This window comes from Rhodococcus sp. 05-2254-6 (assembly GCF_002258565.1).
In the GTDB taxonomy this organism is placed as follows: Bacteria; Actinomycetota; Actinomycetes; order Mycobacteriales; family Mycobacteriaceae; genus Rhodococcoides.
In genome coordinates this window covers 1-15,027 of sequence record NZ_NOZF01000108.1, presented here as the reverse complement: position 1 = coordinate 15,027, position 15,027 = coordinate 1, and the positions used below count along the sequence as shown (strand labels likewise).

The 15,027-nt window shown below is 64.8% G+C and carries 12 protein-coding genes, 2 tRNA genes and 1 pseudogene; 7 read left to right on the top strand and 8 right to left on the bottom strand.

The window, feature by feature from the left end:
• Positions 1-24: 24 nt before the first annotated feature.
• From CH256_RS12980 to CH256_RS12970, 3 genes are all read left to right on the top strand, one after another.
• The gene (locus CH256_RS12980) at positions 25-801 is read left to right on the top strand and encodes a 2-phospho-L-lactate guanylyltransferase (protein WP_373454818.1); all 777 of its coding nucleotides are present in this window, start codon (positions 25-27) and stop codon (positions 799-801) included.
• Between the two features lie 193 nt (positions 802-994).
• Positions 995-3,115 carry an RNA degradosome polyphosphate kinase gene (locus tag CH256_RS12975; RefSeq protein WP_255183299.1) on the top strand — a complete coding sequence of 707 codons (2,121 nt, stop codon included), beginning with the start codon at positions 995-997 and terminating at the stop codon, positions 3,113-3,115.
• The gene (locus CH256_RS12970; RefSeq protein ID WP_094642246.1) at positions 3,115-4,050 is read left to right on the top strand and encodes an NUDIX hydrolase; all 936 of its coding nucleotides are present in this window, start codon (positions 3,115-3,117) and stop codon (positions 4,048-4,050) included. Before CH256_RS12975 ends, CH256_RS12970 begins: the two co-directional genes overlap by 1 nt.
• Positions 4,051-4,180: 130 nt before the next feature.
• On the opposite strand, the gene CH256_RS12965 is transcribed toward CH256_RS12970, so the two are convergent.
• The 3 genes from CH256_RS12965 to leuC all read right to left on the bottom strand — a co-directional run bounded on the left by CH256_RS12965 (position 4,181) and on the right by leuC (position 7,113).
• Positions 4,181-4,876 (bottom strand): HU family DNA-binding protein, encoded by a 696-nt coding sequence (locus CH256_RS12965; RefSeq protein WP_094642247.1) that lies wholly within the window; start codon positions 4,874-4,876, stop codon positions 4,181-4,183.
• A 149-nt stretch (positions 4,877-5,025) separates the two neighbouring features.
• Complete coding sequence (gene leuD, locus CH256_RS12960; RefSeq protein WP_094642248.1) at positions 5,026-5,643, bottom strand: 3-isopropylmalate dehydratase small subunit; 618 nt, start codon at positions 5,641-5,643, stop codon at positions 5,026-5,028.
• A 45-nt stretch (positions 5,644-5,688) separates the two neighbouring features.
• Positions 5,689-7,113 carry a 3-isopropylmalate dehydratase large subunit gene (leuC, locus tag CH256_RS12955; RefSeq protein WP_094642441.1) on the bottom strand — a complete coding sequence of 475 codons (1,425 nt, stop codon included), beginning with the start codon at positions 7,111-7,113 and terminating at the stop codon, positions 5,689-5,691.
• A gap of 150 nt (positions 7,114-7,263) precedes the next feature.
• Between leuC and CH256_RS12950 the strand changes: the two genes are divergently transcribed.
• Both CH256_RS12950 and CH256_RS28090 read left to right on the top strand, forming a co-directional pair.
• Positions 7,264-7,992: an IclR family transcriptional regulator gene (locus tag CH256_RS12950; protein WP_094642249.1), complete on the top strand. Its 729-nt coding sequence runs from the start codon at positions 7,264-7,266 to the stop codon at positions 7,990-7,992.
• A 115-nt stretch (positions 7,993-8,107) separates the two neighbouring features.
• Positions 8,108-8,275: a DUF5302 domain-containing protein gene (locus CH256_RS28090; protein WP_176460484.1), complete on the top strand. Its 168-nt coding sequence runs from the start codon at positions 8,108-8,110 to the stop codon at positions 8,273-8,275.
• Between the two features lie 62 nt (positions 8,276-8,337).
• Here CH256_RS28090 and CH256_RS12945 read toward each other — a convergent pair.
• Positions 8,338-8,410, bottom strand: a tRNA-Glu gene (locus tag CH256_RS12945).
• Between the two features lie 91 nt (positions 8,411-8,501).
• A tRNA-Gln gene (locus tag CH256_RS12940) sits at positions 8,502-8,573 on the bottom strand.
• Between the two features lie 245 nt (positions 8,574-8,818).
• On the opposite strand from CH256_RS12940, the gene CH256_RS12935 reads away from it, so the two are divergent.
• Positions 8,819-10,444: a bifunctional 3'-5' exonuclease/DNA polymerase gene (locus CH256_RS12935; protein ID WP_094669800.1), complete on the top strand. Its 1,626-nt coding sequence runs from the start codon at positions 8,819-8,821 to the stop codon at positions 10,442-10,444.
• Here the strand turns inward: CH256_RS12935 and CH256_RS12930 are convergent.
• The 3 genes from CH256_RS12930 to CH256_RS12920 are packed head-to-tail and all read right to left on the bottom strand — an operon-like array spanning position 10,402 to position 13,709.
• Positions 10,402-11,406 carry a YihY/virulence factor BrkB family protein gene (locus CH256_RS12930; RefSeq protein ID WP_179272088.1) on the bottom strand — a complete coding sequence of 335 codons (1,005 nt, stop codon included), beginning with the start codon at positions 11,404-11,406 and terminating at the stop codon, positions 10,402-10,404. The genes CH256_RS12935 and CH256_RS12930 overlap by 43 nt on opposite strands.
• A 46-nt stretch (positions 11,407-11,452) precedes the next feature.
• Positions 11,453-12,928, bottom strand: a complete 1,476-nt coding sequence (gene gltX, locus CH256_RS12925; protein WP_094669799.1) for a glutamate--tRNA ligase — start codon at positions 12,926-12,928, stop codon at positions 11,453-11,455.
• A gap of 7 nt (positions 12,929-12,935) precedes the next feature.
• The gene (locus CH256_RS12920; RefSeq protein ID WP_068049515.1) at positions 12,936-13,709 is read right to left on the bottom strand and encodes a fumarylacetoacetate hydrolase family protein; all 774 of its coding nucleotides are present in this window, start codon (positions 13,707-13,709) and stop codon (positions 12,936-12,938) included.
• 130 nt (positions 13,710-13,839) lie between these two features.
• Between CH256_RS12920 and CH256_RS12915 the strand changes: the two are divergent.
• Positions 13,840-15,027 (top strand): annotated as a pseudogene (locus CH256_RS12915) (MFS transporter); the annotation flags it as partial.

Genomic DNA, 15,027 nt, shown 5'->3' with positions numbered 1-15,027 from the left:
CGGAGTCGGCACAGATCGGTGACGCTGGCAGGATCGAGCACCATGGGTGCATCACGAGACGACGACGGCGACCGTGTCGTCAGGGTTCTCATCGCGGTGAAAGATCTCACCGCGGCGAAGTCGCGCTTGGCGACGGAGTTCTCGGCACCCGATCGGACTCGATTGGTGCTCGCGATGCTCAGCGACACCGTCGCGGCCGCCGACGCCGTCTCGGTGGTCGATTCGGTCACGGTGGTCACCCCGGATCCTCTCGTCGCAGAGACGGCCCGAAGAATCGGCGCACTGGTGTTCGACGAACCGGTCCGCGATCCTGCGCTGCAACCGGACCAACGCCTCAACCACGCGTTCGCGGCCGCAGCGCACGTACTACGTCACGGTGACGTCGGTGTGGATGTCGGTGTGGATGTCGGTGGGGGCGAGACCGTCGCCGCGCGCCGCGTCGACATCATCGCGTTGCAAGCAGACCTGCCTGCGATGCGTTCGGCAGAACTCGCGCAGGCCTACGCCGGGGCCCGCCGGGGAGGCAGATCGCTCGTGGTCGACCATCACGGCACGGGGACCGCCGCCCTGATCCTCAAGGACTCCCCCGACGAGTTGGCACCACTGTTCGGACGGGACTCCGCCCGTCGCCACACCGTCTCGGGCGCACGGGAACTCGACGGCACCTGGCCGGGTCTTCGACTGGACGTGGACACCGCCGACGACGTCCGCAGAGCGCACCGTCTGGGAGTCGGACCGGCGACGGCGGCCGTCCTCCACTCGCTCGGGTGGAGTGACGAAGCATCGGCGACGACTGCCTGATGGCGCGGACCGCCGTGGGAGTCGAGTGAACGGAGACTCGAGTTCTGCCATCGGAGTTTCACCGACGCCCGGTATGGGGGATGATCGTGCGGTGAGCAAAGACGACGCGCAGTCAGCGAACCAGGATCCTCCGATCGAGACCGGAAAGGCCACCGGTTCGGACCCGGCATGGAGCGCTCCGATCGCGGCGACGATGCCGAGTATTCCCTCCGCGCTTCCGGCCGCCACACCGGAATCCGTCGACGCTGCCACCGTGCTCCCCGAAAATCGCTATCTCAACCGGGAATTGAGCTGGCTCGATTTCAACTCCCGCGTTCTCGCGCTCGCGGAGGACTCGTCGCTCCCCTTGCTCGAACGGGCGAAGTTCCTCGCGATCTACGCGTCGAATCTCGACGAGTTCTACATGGTTCGGGTTGCGGGTCTCAAGCGCCGTGACGAAACCGGACTGTCGGTCCGCTCCGCCGACGGCATGACCCCACGCGAGCAGCTCGCGGTGATCGGTCAACGCACCCAGGAGCTCGCGCTCAAACATGCGCGAGTGCTGCTGGATTCGATCCTGCCCGAGCTCACCGCCGAGGGCATCGCGATCATCCGGTGGTCCGACCTGGACAGTGACGAGCGCTCCCGGCTGTCGGAGTACTTCACCGAGCAGGTCTTCCCGGTTCTCACACCGCTGGCCGTCGACCCGGCCCACCCCTTCCCCTACATCAGCGGGCTGAGCCTGAATCTCGCTGTGACAGTGAAGGATTACTCCACCACAGGTGAGCACTTCGCCCGCGTGAAGGTGCCCGACAACGTCGATCGCTTCGTGCGGGTCAAGCGCGGCGAGGGCAACCACCGCATCGACGCCTTCCTGTCGATGGAGGAGTTGATCTCGGCTCATCTGGACGTGCTCTTCCCCGGGATGGAGGTCGTCGAGTCTCACGCGTTCCGTATCACGCGCAACGCCGATTTCGAGGTCGAGGAAGACCGCGACGAGGACCTCCTCCAGGCACTGGAGCGAGAGCTCGCCCGTAGGCGTTTCGGCTCTCCGGTCCGCCTCGAGATCGCCGACGACATGACCGAGCACATGCTGGAATTGTTGCTTCGCGAACTCGATGTCGATCCAGGCGACGTCATTCAGGTGCCCGGACTGCTCGACCTGTCGTGCCTGTGGCAGGTCTACAGCGTCGACCGCCCCAACCTCAAGGACGCCCCCTTCGTTCCGGCCACTCACCCGGCATTCGGTGAGCGCGAGACACCCAAGAGCGTCTTCTCCACCCTGCGCGACGGCGACGTCCTGGTCCATCATCCGTACGATTCCTTCTCCACCAGCGTTCAACGCTTCATCGAGCAGGCCGCGGCCGACCCGCAGGTGCTCGCCATCAAGCAGACGCTCTATCGGACCTCCGGAGATTCCCCGATCGTCAACGCGCTCGTCGATGCCGCAGGCGCGGGCAAGCAGGTGGTTGCGCTGGTCGAGATCAAGGCGCGTTTCGACGAACAGGCGAACATCGAGTGGGCCCGCAAGCTCGAAAAGGCGGGCGTGCACGTGGTGTACGGCCTCGTCGGCCTCAAGACGCACTGCAAGACGTGCCTCGTGGTGCGTAGAGAGGGATCCGTCATTCGCCGGTACTGCCACATTGGTACCGGCAACTACAACCCCAAGACAGCGCGCATCTACGAGGACGTGGGCCTGCTGACGTCCTCGCCCGAAATCGGGGCCGACCTCACCGATCTGTTCAACTCGCTGACCGGATACTCGCGAAAGTCCAAGTACCGCAACCTTCTCGTCGCACCGTACGGAGTTCGGCGCGGCATCGTCGAGCGCATCGAGGCGGAGGTCGAGCACCTCAAGGAGGGCCGCAGCGCCGGAATTCGCCTCAAGGCCAACGCCTTGGTGGACGAGCAGGTCATCGACGCGCTCTACCGAGCATCGATGGCAGGAGTGCCGGTGAAGGTGGTGGTGCGCGGAATCTGTGCTCTCAAGCCAGGAGTTCCCGGTCTGTCGGAGAACATCGAAGTGCGTTCCATCCTCGGCCGATTCCTCGAACACTCGCGTGTTCTGCACTTCCAGGGTGCGGACGAGTTCTGGATCGGCAGCGCAGACATGATGCACCGCAACCTCGATCGCCGAGTCGAGGTGATGGCTCAGGTCAAGGATCCTCGGTTGGCGAACCAGCTGAGCGACATCTTCGATTCTGCCCTCGACCCCACCACTCGATGCTGGGAGCTGGGACCGGACGGCGGCTGGGTCGCGTCACCGGCTCGGGGTGAGAAAGTTCGTGAGCATCAGGTGGACCTGATGCGCAGTCGGAGGAATCAGGGCTCCTGATGGGCACTTCCGACGGCTCCCCCCGCGCCAACATCTTCGCGGCGGGCTCGATCCTGTGGCGACATTCACCGAGCGGCGGCTCGGGCGTCGAGGTCGCCTTGGTGCACAGGCCGAAATACGACGACTGGTCGTTCCCCAAGGGAAAGCTCGATCCCGGTGAAACAGCTGTCGACGCAGCAGTCCGAGAGGTCAAGGAGGAGACCGGATTCGACTCGAGACTGGGACGGTCTCTGTCCTACGTCACGTACCCGATTCCGGGGCACCGTCGGGTCAAGAAAGTTCTGTACTGGGCAGCGGAGGTCACCGGGGGCGAGTTCGTCCCCAATGTCGAGGTGGACGAACTGCGCTGGGTAGCGCCCGAGGACGTCGGCCGCGAACTCTCGTATCCCATGGACCACAAGATCCTTCGCCGGTTCGTGGCCAAGCCTGCCGACACCTCCACAGTGCTGTTGGTTCGGCACGGCAGTGCCGGGTCGCGCTCACGGTTCAAGGGCAACGACGTCGACCGTCCACTCGACAGGATCGGGCGCCGACAGGCCGAATCCTTGGTGTCGTTGCTTCGGGCTTTCGGCGGCGATGCCGTGTACGCAGCCGACCGTGCTCGATGTGTGCAGACCGTTGCTCCGTTCGCGGAATCGTTGGGGGTGGACATCACTCCCGAGCATCTCTTGTCCGAGGAAGGGTATGCCGACGACCCGCGCAAGGGCCGCCATCGCGCTCGCGACATCGCCGAACTTCCCGGCACCCCCGTTGTCTGCAGCCAGGGAAAAGTGATCCCGGACTTGATGCGTTGGTGGGCCGAGAAGGACGGAATCACGTTGCCGGCCAACAGAAATCGCAAGGGCAGCGTGTGGGTGCTCTCACGCCGCGACGGCAGGCTCATCTCGGCCGATCACATCGCCAGTCCGTTGCCCACCCTCGCCGCCGACGGCTGAGCGGCGCAAACGACAAACAGAAGGCCCCCGACTCGATCTTCGAGTCGGGGGCCTTCTACCGTTCACAGCCTGTCTCACTCACGCTGCCGCGTCAGCGGCAGCGTGAGTGACGAGTGAAAACCTGCAGGCTCTACTTCTTCGCTGCGCGCTTCGCGGGTGCCTTCTTGGCCGGAGCCTTCTTGGCCGGGGCCTTCTTGGCGACGGTCTTCTTGGCCGCTGTCTTGGCCGGAGCCTTCTTGGCAGGAGCCGTAGTGGTTGCGGCCTTGCGAGCGGTCGTCTTGGCCGGAGCCTTCTTGGCAGCAGCCGTCGTGGTCTTGCGCGCGGTGGTCTTCGCGGGAGCTGCCTTCTTGGCGGCCGTCTTTGCGGGAGCTGCCTTCTTGGCGGCGGTCTTTGCCGGAGTTGCCTTCTTGGCTGCCGCGGTGGTGGCCTTGCGGGCGGTCGTCTTCACCGCTGCCTTCTTGGCGGCCGTCTTCTTCGCTGCCGCAGTCTTCTTGGCCGGAGCTGCAGCCGAACCGCGCTTGACGGCAGGTCCGGTTGCGGGCAACTTCTGTCCGCCCGCGATGACGGCCTTGAACTGTGCACCCGGACGGAATGCCGGCACGTTGGTCGGCTTCACGCGAACGGTCTCACCGGTGCGGGGGTTACGGGCGACACGCGCTGCGCGACGACGCTGCTCGAACACGCCGAAGCCCGTGATCGTGACACTCTCGCCGCGGTGCACTGCGCGCACGATGGTGTCGACGATGTTCTCGACAGCCTCTGTGGCGCTCCGCCTATCAGACCCCAACTTCTCGGTCAGGGCGTCAATCAGCTCTGCCTTGTTCATGGATTTCCTCCGCTATATGGTGGTCCATCGTCGGACCGACTACTACAACGGTAAACCCCAAGTCGTCAAGAGTCTATGCGCCACGCCAATTTTCATTCCGGTGTCGCGGAATGGTTCACGGCCCCAAAGCGTGTCGGACCGGTGCCAGGTCAGCTTTCGGAGGGTGTCTCGATCCGCGCCGGGAGGGTCAGGGGTTTGTATGAAGGCCTTGACTTTTCGTACTCCGTAATGGCCTCTACCTGGCGTAACGTCAATCCGATGTCGTCGAGACCCTCCAGCAGACGCCACCGCGTGTAGTCGTCAATCGCGAAGCGCACCACCAACGTTCCAGCCGTTACGGTCTTGTCGACGAGGTCGACAATTACTTCCAGACCGGGCTGTTCTTCTAAGGCTTTCCACAGCAATTCGACGTCCGACTGATCGACTTCGGCGGCCAACAGCCCGGCTTTTCCCGAGTTTCCGCGAAAGATATCGGCGAAGCGAGAGGCGATCACAACCCGAAATCCGAAGTCCGAGAGTGCCCAGACGGCATGTTCGCGTGATGATCCCGTACCGAAATCGGGCCCGGCAACGAGCACCGAACCTCGGTTGTAGGGCTCGAGATTCAAGATGAAGTTCGGGTCCGAGCGCCAGGCCGCGAACAACCCGTCCTCGAATCCGGTGCGCGTGACACGCTTGAGGTAGACCGCGGGGATTATCTGGTCGGTGTCAACGTTGGACCGCCGTAGCGGAACTCCGATACCGGTGTGTCGAGTGAAAGCTTCCATCGAATGTGCTCCTATGCGTTCGATCGATCCGAGCGAGGACGCGCGTTACGCGAGATCCGCCGGAGAGGACAGGGTTCCGCGGATTGCGGTAGCGGCGGCAACCAGAGGCGACACGAGATGAGTGCGACCGCCCTTGCCCTGCCTACCCTCGAAATTCCGGTTGGACGTCGACGCCGATCGCTCGCCCGCCGCCAGCTGATCCGGATTCATTCCCAGGCACATCGAGCAACCGGCCTGACGCCACTCCGCTCCTGCGGCCGTGAAGATCTCACCCAGGCCTTCCTCCTCCGCCTGCGCTCGCACCCGCATGGACCCGGGTACCACCAGCATTCGCACTCCGTCGGCAACCCGATGTCCTTCGAGAACGGATGCGACGGCCCGCAGATCCTCGATTCGACCGTTGGTGCACGAGCCCACGAACACGGTGTCGACAGCGATCTCGCGGATGGGTGTACCCGCTTCGAGGCCCATGTACTGCAAAGCCTTCTGCGCTGCCGCTCGCTCGCTCTCGTCGACCATCGCCTCCGGATCGGGCACCGTATCGCCCAGTGGCGCACCCTGACCCGGATTCGTTCCCCAGGTGACGAACGGCGTCAACGTGTCGGCATCGATGTGGACCTCGTTGTCGAACACTGCATCCGGATCGGTCGCCAGTTCGTCCCACGCCGCCACCGCCGCGTCCCAGTCGGCTCCGCGAGGAGCGTGCGGGCGCCCCTTCAGGTACTCGTACGTGATCTCGTCGGGTGCGATCATGCCTGCCCGTGCACCGGCCTCGATCGACATGTTGCAGATGGTCATTCGCGCTTCCATCGACAGCTTGCGAATGGCCTCACCGCGGTACTCGAGGACGTAGCCCTGGCCACCGCCGGTGCCGATCTGTGCGATGACGGCAAGTATCAGGTCCTTGCTCGTCACACCGGGGGCGAGCTCACCGTCGACGTTGATCGCCATCGTCTTGAAAGGACGCAGCGACAGTGTCTGCGTCGCCATGACGTGCTCGACCTCGCTGGTACCGATGCCCATTGCGATCGAGCCGAAGGCACCGTGCGTCGAGGTGTGGCTGTCTCCGCACACCACGGTCATGCCGGGCTGGGTCAGACCCAACTGCGGCCCGATGATGTGCACGATGCCCTGATCGAGATCGCCCATCGGGTAGAGCCGAACACCGAATTCCTCGCAGTTGCGGCGAAGAGTGTCGACCTGTGTGCGCGAGACCAGATCTGCGATGGGCGCGAAGATGTCGGCCGTCGGGACGTTGTGATCCTCGGTTGCGATCGTCAGATCCGGACGTCGGAGTCCGCGGCCGGCCAGCCGAAGGCCGTCGAACGCCTGCGGGCTGGTGACCTCGTGCACCAGATGGAGATCGATGTAGATCAGATCCGGCTCACGCGCTCCGCCTTCTCCGCCGCCTCGGACCACCACGTGCTGGTCCCATACCTTCTCCGCCAAAGTCTTCGGTGTTTCGGACATCGCTGTCGCGGACCTCGTCTTCCCTGTCGTCGTCGCGCCGATGAACTCCGCTGGTCCACCTCGCGTGATCGTCTCGACATCATGCCCCCGGCACGCACTGAAGATCTCGTAGTTGTGCAATCTCAGCATTCGGGAGGCTAATATCGTTCTATGAGACAGCATAGCCCCAATGGCCTCGTCGACAAATCGAGCGGTATCGGTGTCCTCGACAAGGCGATGACGGTGCTGCACGCGGTGGCGGAGACGCCCTGCAATCTCAACGACCTGTGCGCTCGAACGAGCCTGCCCCGGGCAACGGCCCACCGCCTCGCGGTAGGACTGGAGACCCACCGCCTTCTCGTACGGGATGCCGACGGCCTGTGGCGGACCGGCCCGGGACTGGGAGAGCTTGCGGCGAGCGCATCGGACACCCTGCTCGACGCTGCCGCCTCGATCCTCCCACGCCTGCGCGAAATCACCGGTGAGAGTGTGCAGATCTATCGGCGCGAAGGGACGGTGCGGGTGTGCGTGGCATCCATGGAGCCGCCGACCGGACTTCGAGACACCGTACTCGTCGGCGCACGTCTGCCGATGACGGCTGGATCGGGAGCCAAAGTCCTTCTCGCATGGGCAGATTCGCAGACACAACGAACAGTTCTGCCGGATGCAGAATTCAGCGAGCGCGTCCTGCTCGAAGTTCGGCGGCGCGGATGGGCACAGAGTGCGGGCGAGCGAGAACCGGGCGTGGCGAGCGTCGCCGCGCCCGTGCGAGACGGCAACGACACTGTGGTGGCGGCGATCTCGGTATCCGGACCGATCGATCGAATCGGACGCAAGCCCGGAGCGCGGTGGGCCGCGGATCTTCTTGCCGCCGCGGACGCTCTGCACAAGCGACTCTGAGGTAAACCGCAGCCCCGCCGGCCCGAGAAAAAACGAGCTGATCGAGCTGCGAGAGTGGGGTACCTTCGTCTCGAGCGGCCTACCCGGTCGGTCGACGACTGCGAGGAGTCACCCCATGCCCGAATCCGGCAGTGAAGAACTGAAGAAGAAGTTCCGCGAGGTTCTGGAACAGAAGAACAGCAAGTCCCACAATTCCGTAGAACACAAGGACGGTGGACCGAAGGTCAACAACGTCCACGGTCCGGCCGACCATCAGAAGATGTTCCGCCGCAAGAGCGTCTGAGACGCACGCACCGAAACGACAACACCCTCTCGATCCGCGGATCGAGAGGGTGTTGTCAGTTGTAGCCCCGACGGGATTCGAACCCGCGCTACCGCCTTGAGAGGGCGGCGTCCTAGGCCGCTAGACGACGGGGCCAGGAACTTCACCTGCATTGTGTTCGAGCTTGTACGTACTGAGTCAGCTTAACTGCCTCGGCCTCGGCGACAAAATCGCCTTCACCTGCTCGCTGGGGTACCAGGACTCGAACCTAGAATGGCGGTACCAGAAACCGCTGTGTTGCCAATTACACCATACCCCAATGGACTTGAATCGAATTGCTCATCACGATCGATGTGCACTGCGTTTCGAGCCGGGATAGAGACTATCAAAGGTGACTACCCATTCTCCAAATCGGCTGCTCAGAGCCGCCGAAACCACGCCGTGGACGCGTCGGGAGCGGCCGAGGCACCGTCGAGTGGGGTCCGGAAGAGCCCCCTCCACACCTCGGCCGACGAGTGGAGCAGACTTGCTCTTCGTGACCGATCGCAGACCCGGCCGAGTCCGATGAAGGTTCTGCTCGTCCCTCAGGGCGAGCAGGCCGTGCTGACTCACCTCGCCGACGACGGCTCGACGCTGAGCGATCCCACCGTGGCCGAGGATATCGTCGCGGCCGTAGCCGAGCTCGAGCGCGACGAACGGCCGAGGTGGGTGTGGGAAGACACGAGCCGTATCTACCCTCGGCTGCTCGAACGAGGAGTCCGCGTACGCCGCTGTCACGACCTCGCACTGGTCGGTGCCATTCTGGCGATGCGGGCCGGCTCGGCGACTGTGCCGTCGGCTCCCGCCGACCTGAGGCCGGGTCTGTTCGACGCGAACCCGAACTCCGATCCGGCGGCGGTGCTTGCCGAGTATCGGCGTCAGCTCCGGGACATCGGCGACGATCGCGCACTGCACCTGCTGGCAGCAGCCGAGTCGGCCGGAGGGCTGGCCGCAGCGGAGATGACCTTCGACGGGTTGCCGTTCTCGGCGGCGGCGCATCGCCGTCATCTCGAGACGATGCTCGGTACCCGGCCGCTCGATGGATCCCCTCCCCCGGCCCTCGTAGAACTCGAGAATCAAATCTCCTCGGCGTTCGGCCGACGCGTCAATCCTGCCTCGCCCGTGGAGTTGGTGGCCGCGTTCGCGCGCGTCGGTATCGAACTGACATCGACTCGCGCGCATACCATCCGCGACATCGACCACCCGGCGGTTCCGCTACTGCTGCGGCACCGTGACCTCTCGAAGCTGCATGCCGCGAACGGGTGGGCGTGGCTCGACGCGTGGGTTCGCGACGATCGTTTCCGGCCGGTCTATGTTCCCGGCGCTGTGGTGTCGGGTCGGTGGGCCAGCCGCGGCGGGGGCGGCCTTCAGATCCCGAAACCCCTGCGCGCCAGTGTGATCGCCGATCCCGGCCACACCTTCGTGGCCGCCGACGCCGGCCAGCTCGAACCACGCATCCTCGCGGCGATGTCCGGCGATCCCCGTATGGTCGCCGCGGCAGGCACCGCGGATCTGTACGCACCGGTGGCCGCAGAATCGTTCGACGGCGATCGCAGCCACGCCAAGGTCGCCGTTCTCGGGGTGCTGTACGGCGCGACCTCGGGTGACGCGCGCGCTCTGCTGACGCGACTACGGGCCAAGTTCCCCGGTGCCGTTGCACTGGTGGAGGAGGCCGCCCGAGCCGGTGAACGGGGCGAGGTCGTTCGTTCCTGGCTGGGACGGGCCTGCCCACCGCCCTCGGCGCAGTGGTGGTCCGCCGGTGACGCCCATGCGCGTGGCCGGTTCACTCGAAATTTCGTCGTGCAGGCCACCGCCGCCGAGTGGGCGCTGTGTCTGTTGGCCGATCTGCGCGGACGGTTGGCCGGGAGCGGAGCCCGCAGGAGCGACCGGAATTCCGACGAAGGGAGCGGAGCCCGCAGGAGCGACCAGAATTCCGGGAGCGGAAGCGAGTTGGTGTTCTTTCAGCACGACGAAGTGGTGGTGCATTGCTCGATCGCCGAGTCGGGTCGTGTCGCCGAAGCTGTTGCAGAATCGGCGTTGTCGGCCACCCGGCTGATGTTCGGTGACACGGCCGTCCGGTTTCCGATGGAAACCAGAGTCGACCGCTTCTACGGTGCCTCCGCTGCCGGTTCCGAGCTGGATTCGGACTGAGCTCGCGGCGGGTCGACGAACGTCACGTCGATGTCCTCGAACGGCTTGCTGCGTTGCGCTTCTGCCTGCCCGGTGTACGTGAGCTTGTCGCCCTGGGTCAGTTCGACGTCGTCGGTGAACGGGGCCAGCAGCGCGCGCGGGAAGAGCCGATCGACGCGAACCACGTTGATCTCGATGCACATCACGATGGACACCGACGTCACGTACAGAAACGCCAGCAGTCCCAGAACGACAGCGAACACACCGTTGGTGACGGTCGCGTTGCTGACGACGTACTTCACGTACACACTGCCGAAGGTCTGCAGCAGCTGCCAGATCAGACCGGCAACGACGGCCCCGGGAAGAACCTGTGGGATCGACACCGACCTCGCGGTGGCGAGCCTGAACGCCACGACGAACACACCGACGTAGAAGAACGTGCCGACCACGAACACCACGAGGCCCGATTCCGGACCGAAATATCCTGCGGCACTGAGCACATTGAGTGCGGTGATGGCCAGGACGGCCAGACCGACCGTGCTCAGCAGACCCAAGCCGCGCACGCGGGCGCGGATGGGATCGGGCCGTAGGTTCTTCGGCACCGTCCACGCCGTGTTCATCGCGTTCTGGAGCGCCACGGCTACCCCGAGCCCGCCGTACAGGGAGCCCAGGACACCCACCACCAGACCCACGGTGCCTCCACCGATGCGGTCGGGCCTGCCCAGTTCGTCCCCGATCACCGGGATCTGACCGAGCGCCGAGTTCAGGATCTGCTGCTGCAGTTCCGGACTACCGGCCAATACGATTCCCAGAACCGTCGAGAACAGCAACAGTGCGGGAAACAGCGAGACGAAGGCGTAGTAGGTGATCAGGGCCGCGAGGTAGCCACCCTGATCGTCGACGAACTTGTACACCACCGCAATGGGATATCCCAGAACCGGCCGCCTGCGCTGGAGTCCATCCAGTCGATCGGAAAAACTCATTGGAGGCTCTCCCCGAGGACCGGGGTGCGCCGGCGACCGTGCGCCCTCACGCCACCTGGGCGCGTGCTGCGGCCAGGCGCGCCAAGGTCTTCTCGCGCCCGAGCAATTCCATGGACTCGTACAGCGGCGGGCTGATGTGCGACCCGGTCACTCCCACCCGGATCGGGGCGAAAGCCTTGCGCGGCTTGAGCTCCAGCTTCTCGATCAACACGTCCTTGAGAGTCGCCTCCAGGTCGGCCGTGGTCCAGGTCTGCAACGCCGTCAGTGCCTCCACAGTGGCGTCGAGAACGGGTGCGGTATCGGCACCGAGGTTCTTGGCCGCGGCTGCGGGGTCGATCTCGAAGTCCGCCTCGTCGACGAACAGGAACTTCAGCAGTCCCCATGCGTCCGACAGGACGACGATGCGGGTCTGCACCAGATCGGCCGCGACAGCGAAGACCTTCTCGTCGACCGGCTCGGTGAGATGGCCCTGGGCGACGAGGTATTCACGCAAACGCGCCGCGAAATCCTCCGCTGCCAGCATCCTGATGTGCTCGGCGTTGATCGCGTCGGCCTTCTTCTGATCGAAGCGCGCCGGATTGGAATTGACGGACGAGATCTCGAACGCCGCCACCATCTCGTCGAGCGTGAACACGTCGTGATCGTCCGAGATACCCCATCCGAGAAGCGCGAGGTAGTTCAGCAATCCCTCCGGCACGAAACCACGATCACGGTGGATGAAGAGGTTGGACTCGGGATCACGCTTGGACAGCTTCTTGTTGCCCTGGCCCATGACGAACGGCAGGTGCCCGAACTCGGGGGTGCGTTCTGCGACACCGATCCGGATCAATGCCTCGTAGAGAGCGAGCTGACGAGGCGTCGACGACAGCAGATCCTCGCCGCGCAGGACGTGGGTGATCTTCATCAAAGCGTCGTCGACCGGATTGACCAACGTGTACAACGGAACTCCGTTGCCGCGGGTCAAGGCGAAGTCCGGCACCGTCCCGGCCTTGAACGTGGTCTCCCCGCGCACGAGGTCGTTCCATGTCAGATCGTGATCGGGCATCCGCAGTCGCACGACGGCCCCGCGCCCCTCGTCGAGGAATCCCTGTCGCTGCTCCGGCGTCAGGTCGCGGTCGAAGTTGTCGTAGCCGAGTTTGGGGTCGCGTCCGGCTGCCTTGTGTCGGGCTTCCACTTCCTCCGGCGTGGAGAAGGACTCGTAGGCCTCCCCGGCGTCGAGCAACTGCTGCACGACGGCGAGGTGCTGGTCGCGACGCAGCGACTGACGGTACGGCTCGTACGGGCCACCCACTTCGGGGCCCTCGTCCCATTCGAGGCCCAGCCAGCGCAACGCGTCGAGCAGGGCGGCATAGGACTCCTCGGAGTCGCGTGCGGCATCGGTGTCCTCGATGCGAAAGACGAAGGTGCCGCCGTGATGCCTGGCGAACGCCCAGTTGAACAGTGCGGTGCGGACCAGGCCGACGTGCGGGGTACCGGTGGGCGACGGGCAGAACCGAACGCGGACATCTGTTGGTGTGGTCATGCTCGCCCTACTTCTTCGCTGCGACGGGGTTGGTGAGGGTACCGATTCCCTCGACGGTGATCGACACGCTGTCTCCGTCGGCGATGGGTCCGACTCCCTCGGGGGTTCCGGTGAGGATGACGTCTCCCGGTAGCAGCGTCATCACCGCGGACACCCACTCGATGATCTTCGGAATGTCATGCAGCAGAAACGAAGTGCGGCTCCGTTGTTTGACCACGCCGTCGACCTCGGTCTTGATCTCGAGATCGGTCGGGTCGAGCGAGGTCTCGATCCACGGCCCGAGCGGACAGAAGGTGTCGTGTCCCTTGGCGCGCGTCCACTGTCCGTCGTGCTTCTGGTGATCGCGGGCCGAGACGTCGTTGGCGACGGTGTATCCCAGCACCACCTCGTACGCCTTGGCGGCGGGGACGTCCTTGCACGGACGGCCGATGACGATCGCCAGTTCGCCCTCGAAGTGCACTTCGTTCGAGGACGGCGGCAACACGATGGAGGCACCGGGGCCGACGATGGAGGTGTTCGGCTTGATGAAGATCACGGGGTCCTTCGGTGCCTCACCGCCCATCTCGGCCACGTGCGCGGCGTAGTTCTTACCGATGGCGATGACCTTGCTGGCGAGAATGGGCGCGAGCAGTCGCACATCGGCCAGTGGCCACGACCGACCCGTGAACGTGGGTGTGCCGAAAGGATGTTCGGCGATTTCCTTCGCAGTCTGCGAGTCACCCTCACCTTCGATACTCACGAATGCCACACCATCAGGACTTGCAATTCGACCGAGACGCATGTCGGAAGTCTATCGACATGCGTGGTGTGCACTCCGCCACCGTCCGTTCAGCGCGATTCGGGCCGGTGTAGGGTCGGTCTGTAGTTCCATATTGCAAGAACGTACGTCCATATACTGAGACGGAGAACTGATGGACGCCACCGCGCAGATGTCCGACATCGGCGAAATCAGGCGATGGTTCATGCTTTCGCTCGGCATGCTCGCGCAGACCGCAGGCGCGGTGTTCATCAACGGTGCAGCATTTCTCATTCCCGCCCTGCACGACGACCGCGGCCTGAGCCTGCCCGCCGCCGGACTCGTCGTCGCCATGCCCACCGTGGGCATCATGTTCACCCTGATCGCCTGGGGTATGTTGGTCGATCGGATCGGCGAAAGACTGGTTCTCGCAGTCGGGCTCGGCCTGACGGCGCTCGCCGCTGTAGCCGCCGTGTTCACCACCTCCGTTCCCCTGCTGGCAATCCTGCTCCTGCTCGGCGGTATGGCAGCGGCGAGTGCGAACAGCGCCAGCGGGCGTGTGGTGGTCGGCTGGTTCCCACCTCAGCGTCGTGGATTGGCCATGGGAATCAGACAGATGTCGGTCCCTCTGGGCGTCGCCATCGCAGCCCTGACCATCCCACCCATCGCCCGGGACCACGGCGTCGGAGCGGCACTGCTCGTACCCGCGGCCGTGTGCGCAACAGCCGCAGTGATGTGTCTGGCGGTCGTCGACCCCCCCGCGTCCCAATCGCATCGATGCCGCGGAGCAGGGTCTGCTCGACAATCCGTACCGGGGCAGCAGGCAGCTGTGGCGCATTCACGCCACCTCGATCCTGTTGGTGGTGCAGCAGTACGTGGTCTGGACGTATGCGCTCGTATGGCTGATGACCGACCGAGGATGGACAGCAGCGGCGGCGGGCGTCCTCGTCACGGTGACGCAGATTCTCGGCGCACTGGGCCGGATGAGCGTCGGCGCGTTGTCCGATCGGGTAGGCAGCCGCATGCGGCCCCTCCGGTGGGTCGCGGTGACTGCCGCCGTCAGCATGCTCGGACTCGGAGTGGCCGACTGGTTCGCTTCCCCCGTCGCGATCGTCATGCTCGTCGTCGCGTCGGTCGCCACGGTTGCCCCGAACGGTCTTGCCTTCACCGCTGTTGCCGAGATATCAGGGCCGTATTGGAGCGGACGCGCCCTCGGCGTGCAGAACACGAGTCAATACGTGTTCGCGTCGGCCGTGCCGCCGGTGTTCGGGGCCCTCGCGGCGGTCAGCTTTCCCGTCGCATTCCTGGTGTCGGCGGTCTTCCCCGCACTCTCCGTGCCGATCGTCCCCGACGATCCACGTCC

Excerpts from the sequence above, each read along its gene's own strand:
- CH256_RS12975 (WP_255183299.1), top strand. The coding sequence starts at position 995 with ATGCCGAGTATTCCCTCCGCGCTTCCGGCCGCCACACCGGAATCCGTC.
- CH256_RS12970 (WP_094642246.1), top strand. The coding sequence starts at position 3,115 with ATGGGCACTTCCGACGGCTCCCCCCGCGCCAACATCTTCGCGGCGGGC.
- CH256_RS12965 (WP_094642247.1), bottom strand. The coding sequence starts at position 4,876 with ATGAACAAGGCAGAGCTGATTGACGCCCTGACCGAGAAGTTGGGGTCT.
- leuD (WP_094642248.1), bottom strand. The coding sequence starts at position 5,643 with ATGGAAGCTTTCACTCGACACACCGGTATCGGAGTTCCGCTACGGCGG.
- leuC (WP_094642441.1), bottom strand. The coding sequence starts at position 7,113 with ATGTCCGAAACACCGAAGACTTTGGCGGAGAAGGTATGGGACCAGCAC.
- CH256_RS12950 (WP_094642249.1), top strand. The coding sequence starts at position 7,264 with ATGAGACAGCATAGCCCCAATGGCCTCGTCGACAAATCGAGCGGTATC.
- CH256_RS28090 (WP_176460484.1), top strand. The coding sequence starts at position 8,108 with ATGCCCGAATCCGGCAGTGAAGAACTGAAGAAGAAGTTCCGCGAGGTT.
- CH256_RS12935 (WP_094669800.1), top strand. The coding sequence starts at position 8,819 with ATGAAGGTTCTGCTCGTCCCTCAGGGCGAGCAGGCCGTGCTGACTCAC.
- CH256_RS12930 (WP_179272088.1), bottom strand. The coding sequence starts at position 11,406 with ATGAGTTTTTCCGATCGACTGGATGGACTCCAGCGCAGGCGGCCGGTT.
- gltX (WP_094669799.1), bottom strand. The coding sequence starts at position 12,928 with ATGACCACACCAACAGATGTCCGCGTTCGGTTCTGCCCGTCGCCCACC.
- CH256_RS12920 (WP_068049515.1), bottom strand. The coding sequence starts at position 13,709 with ATGCGTCTCGGTCGAATTGCAAGTCCTGATGGTGTGGCATTCGTGAGT.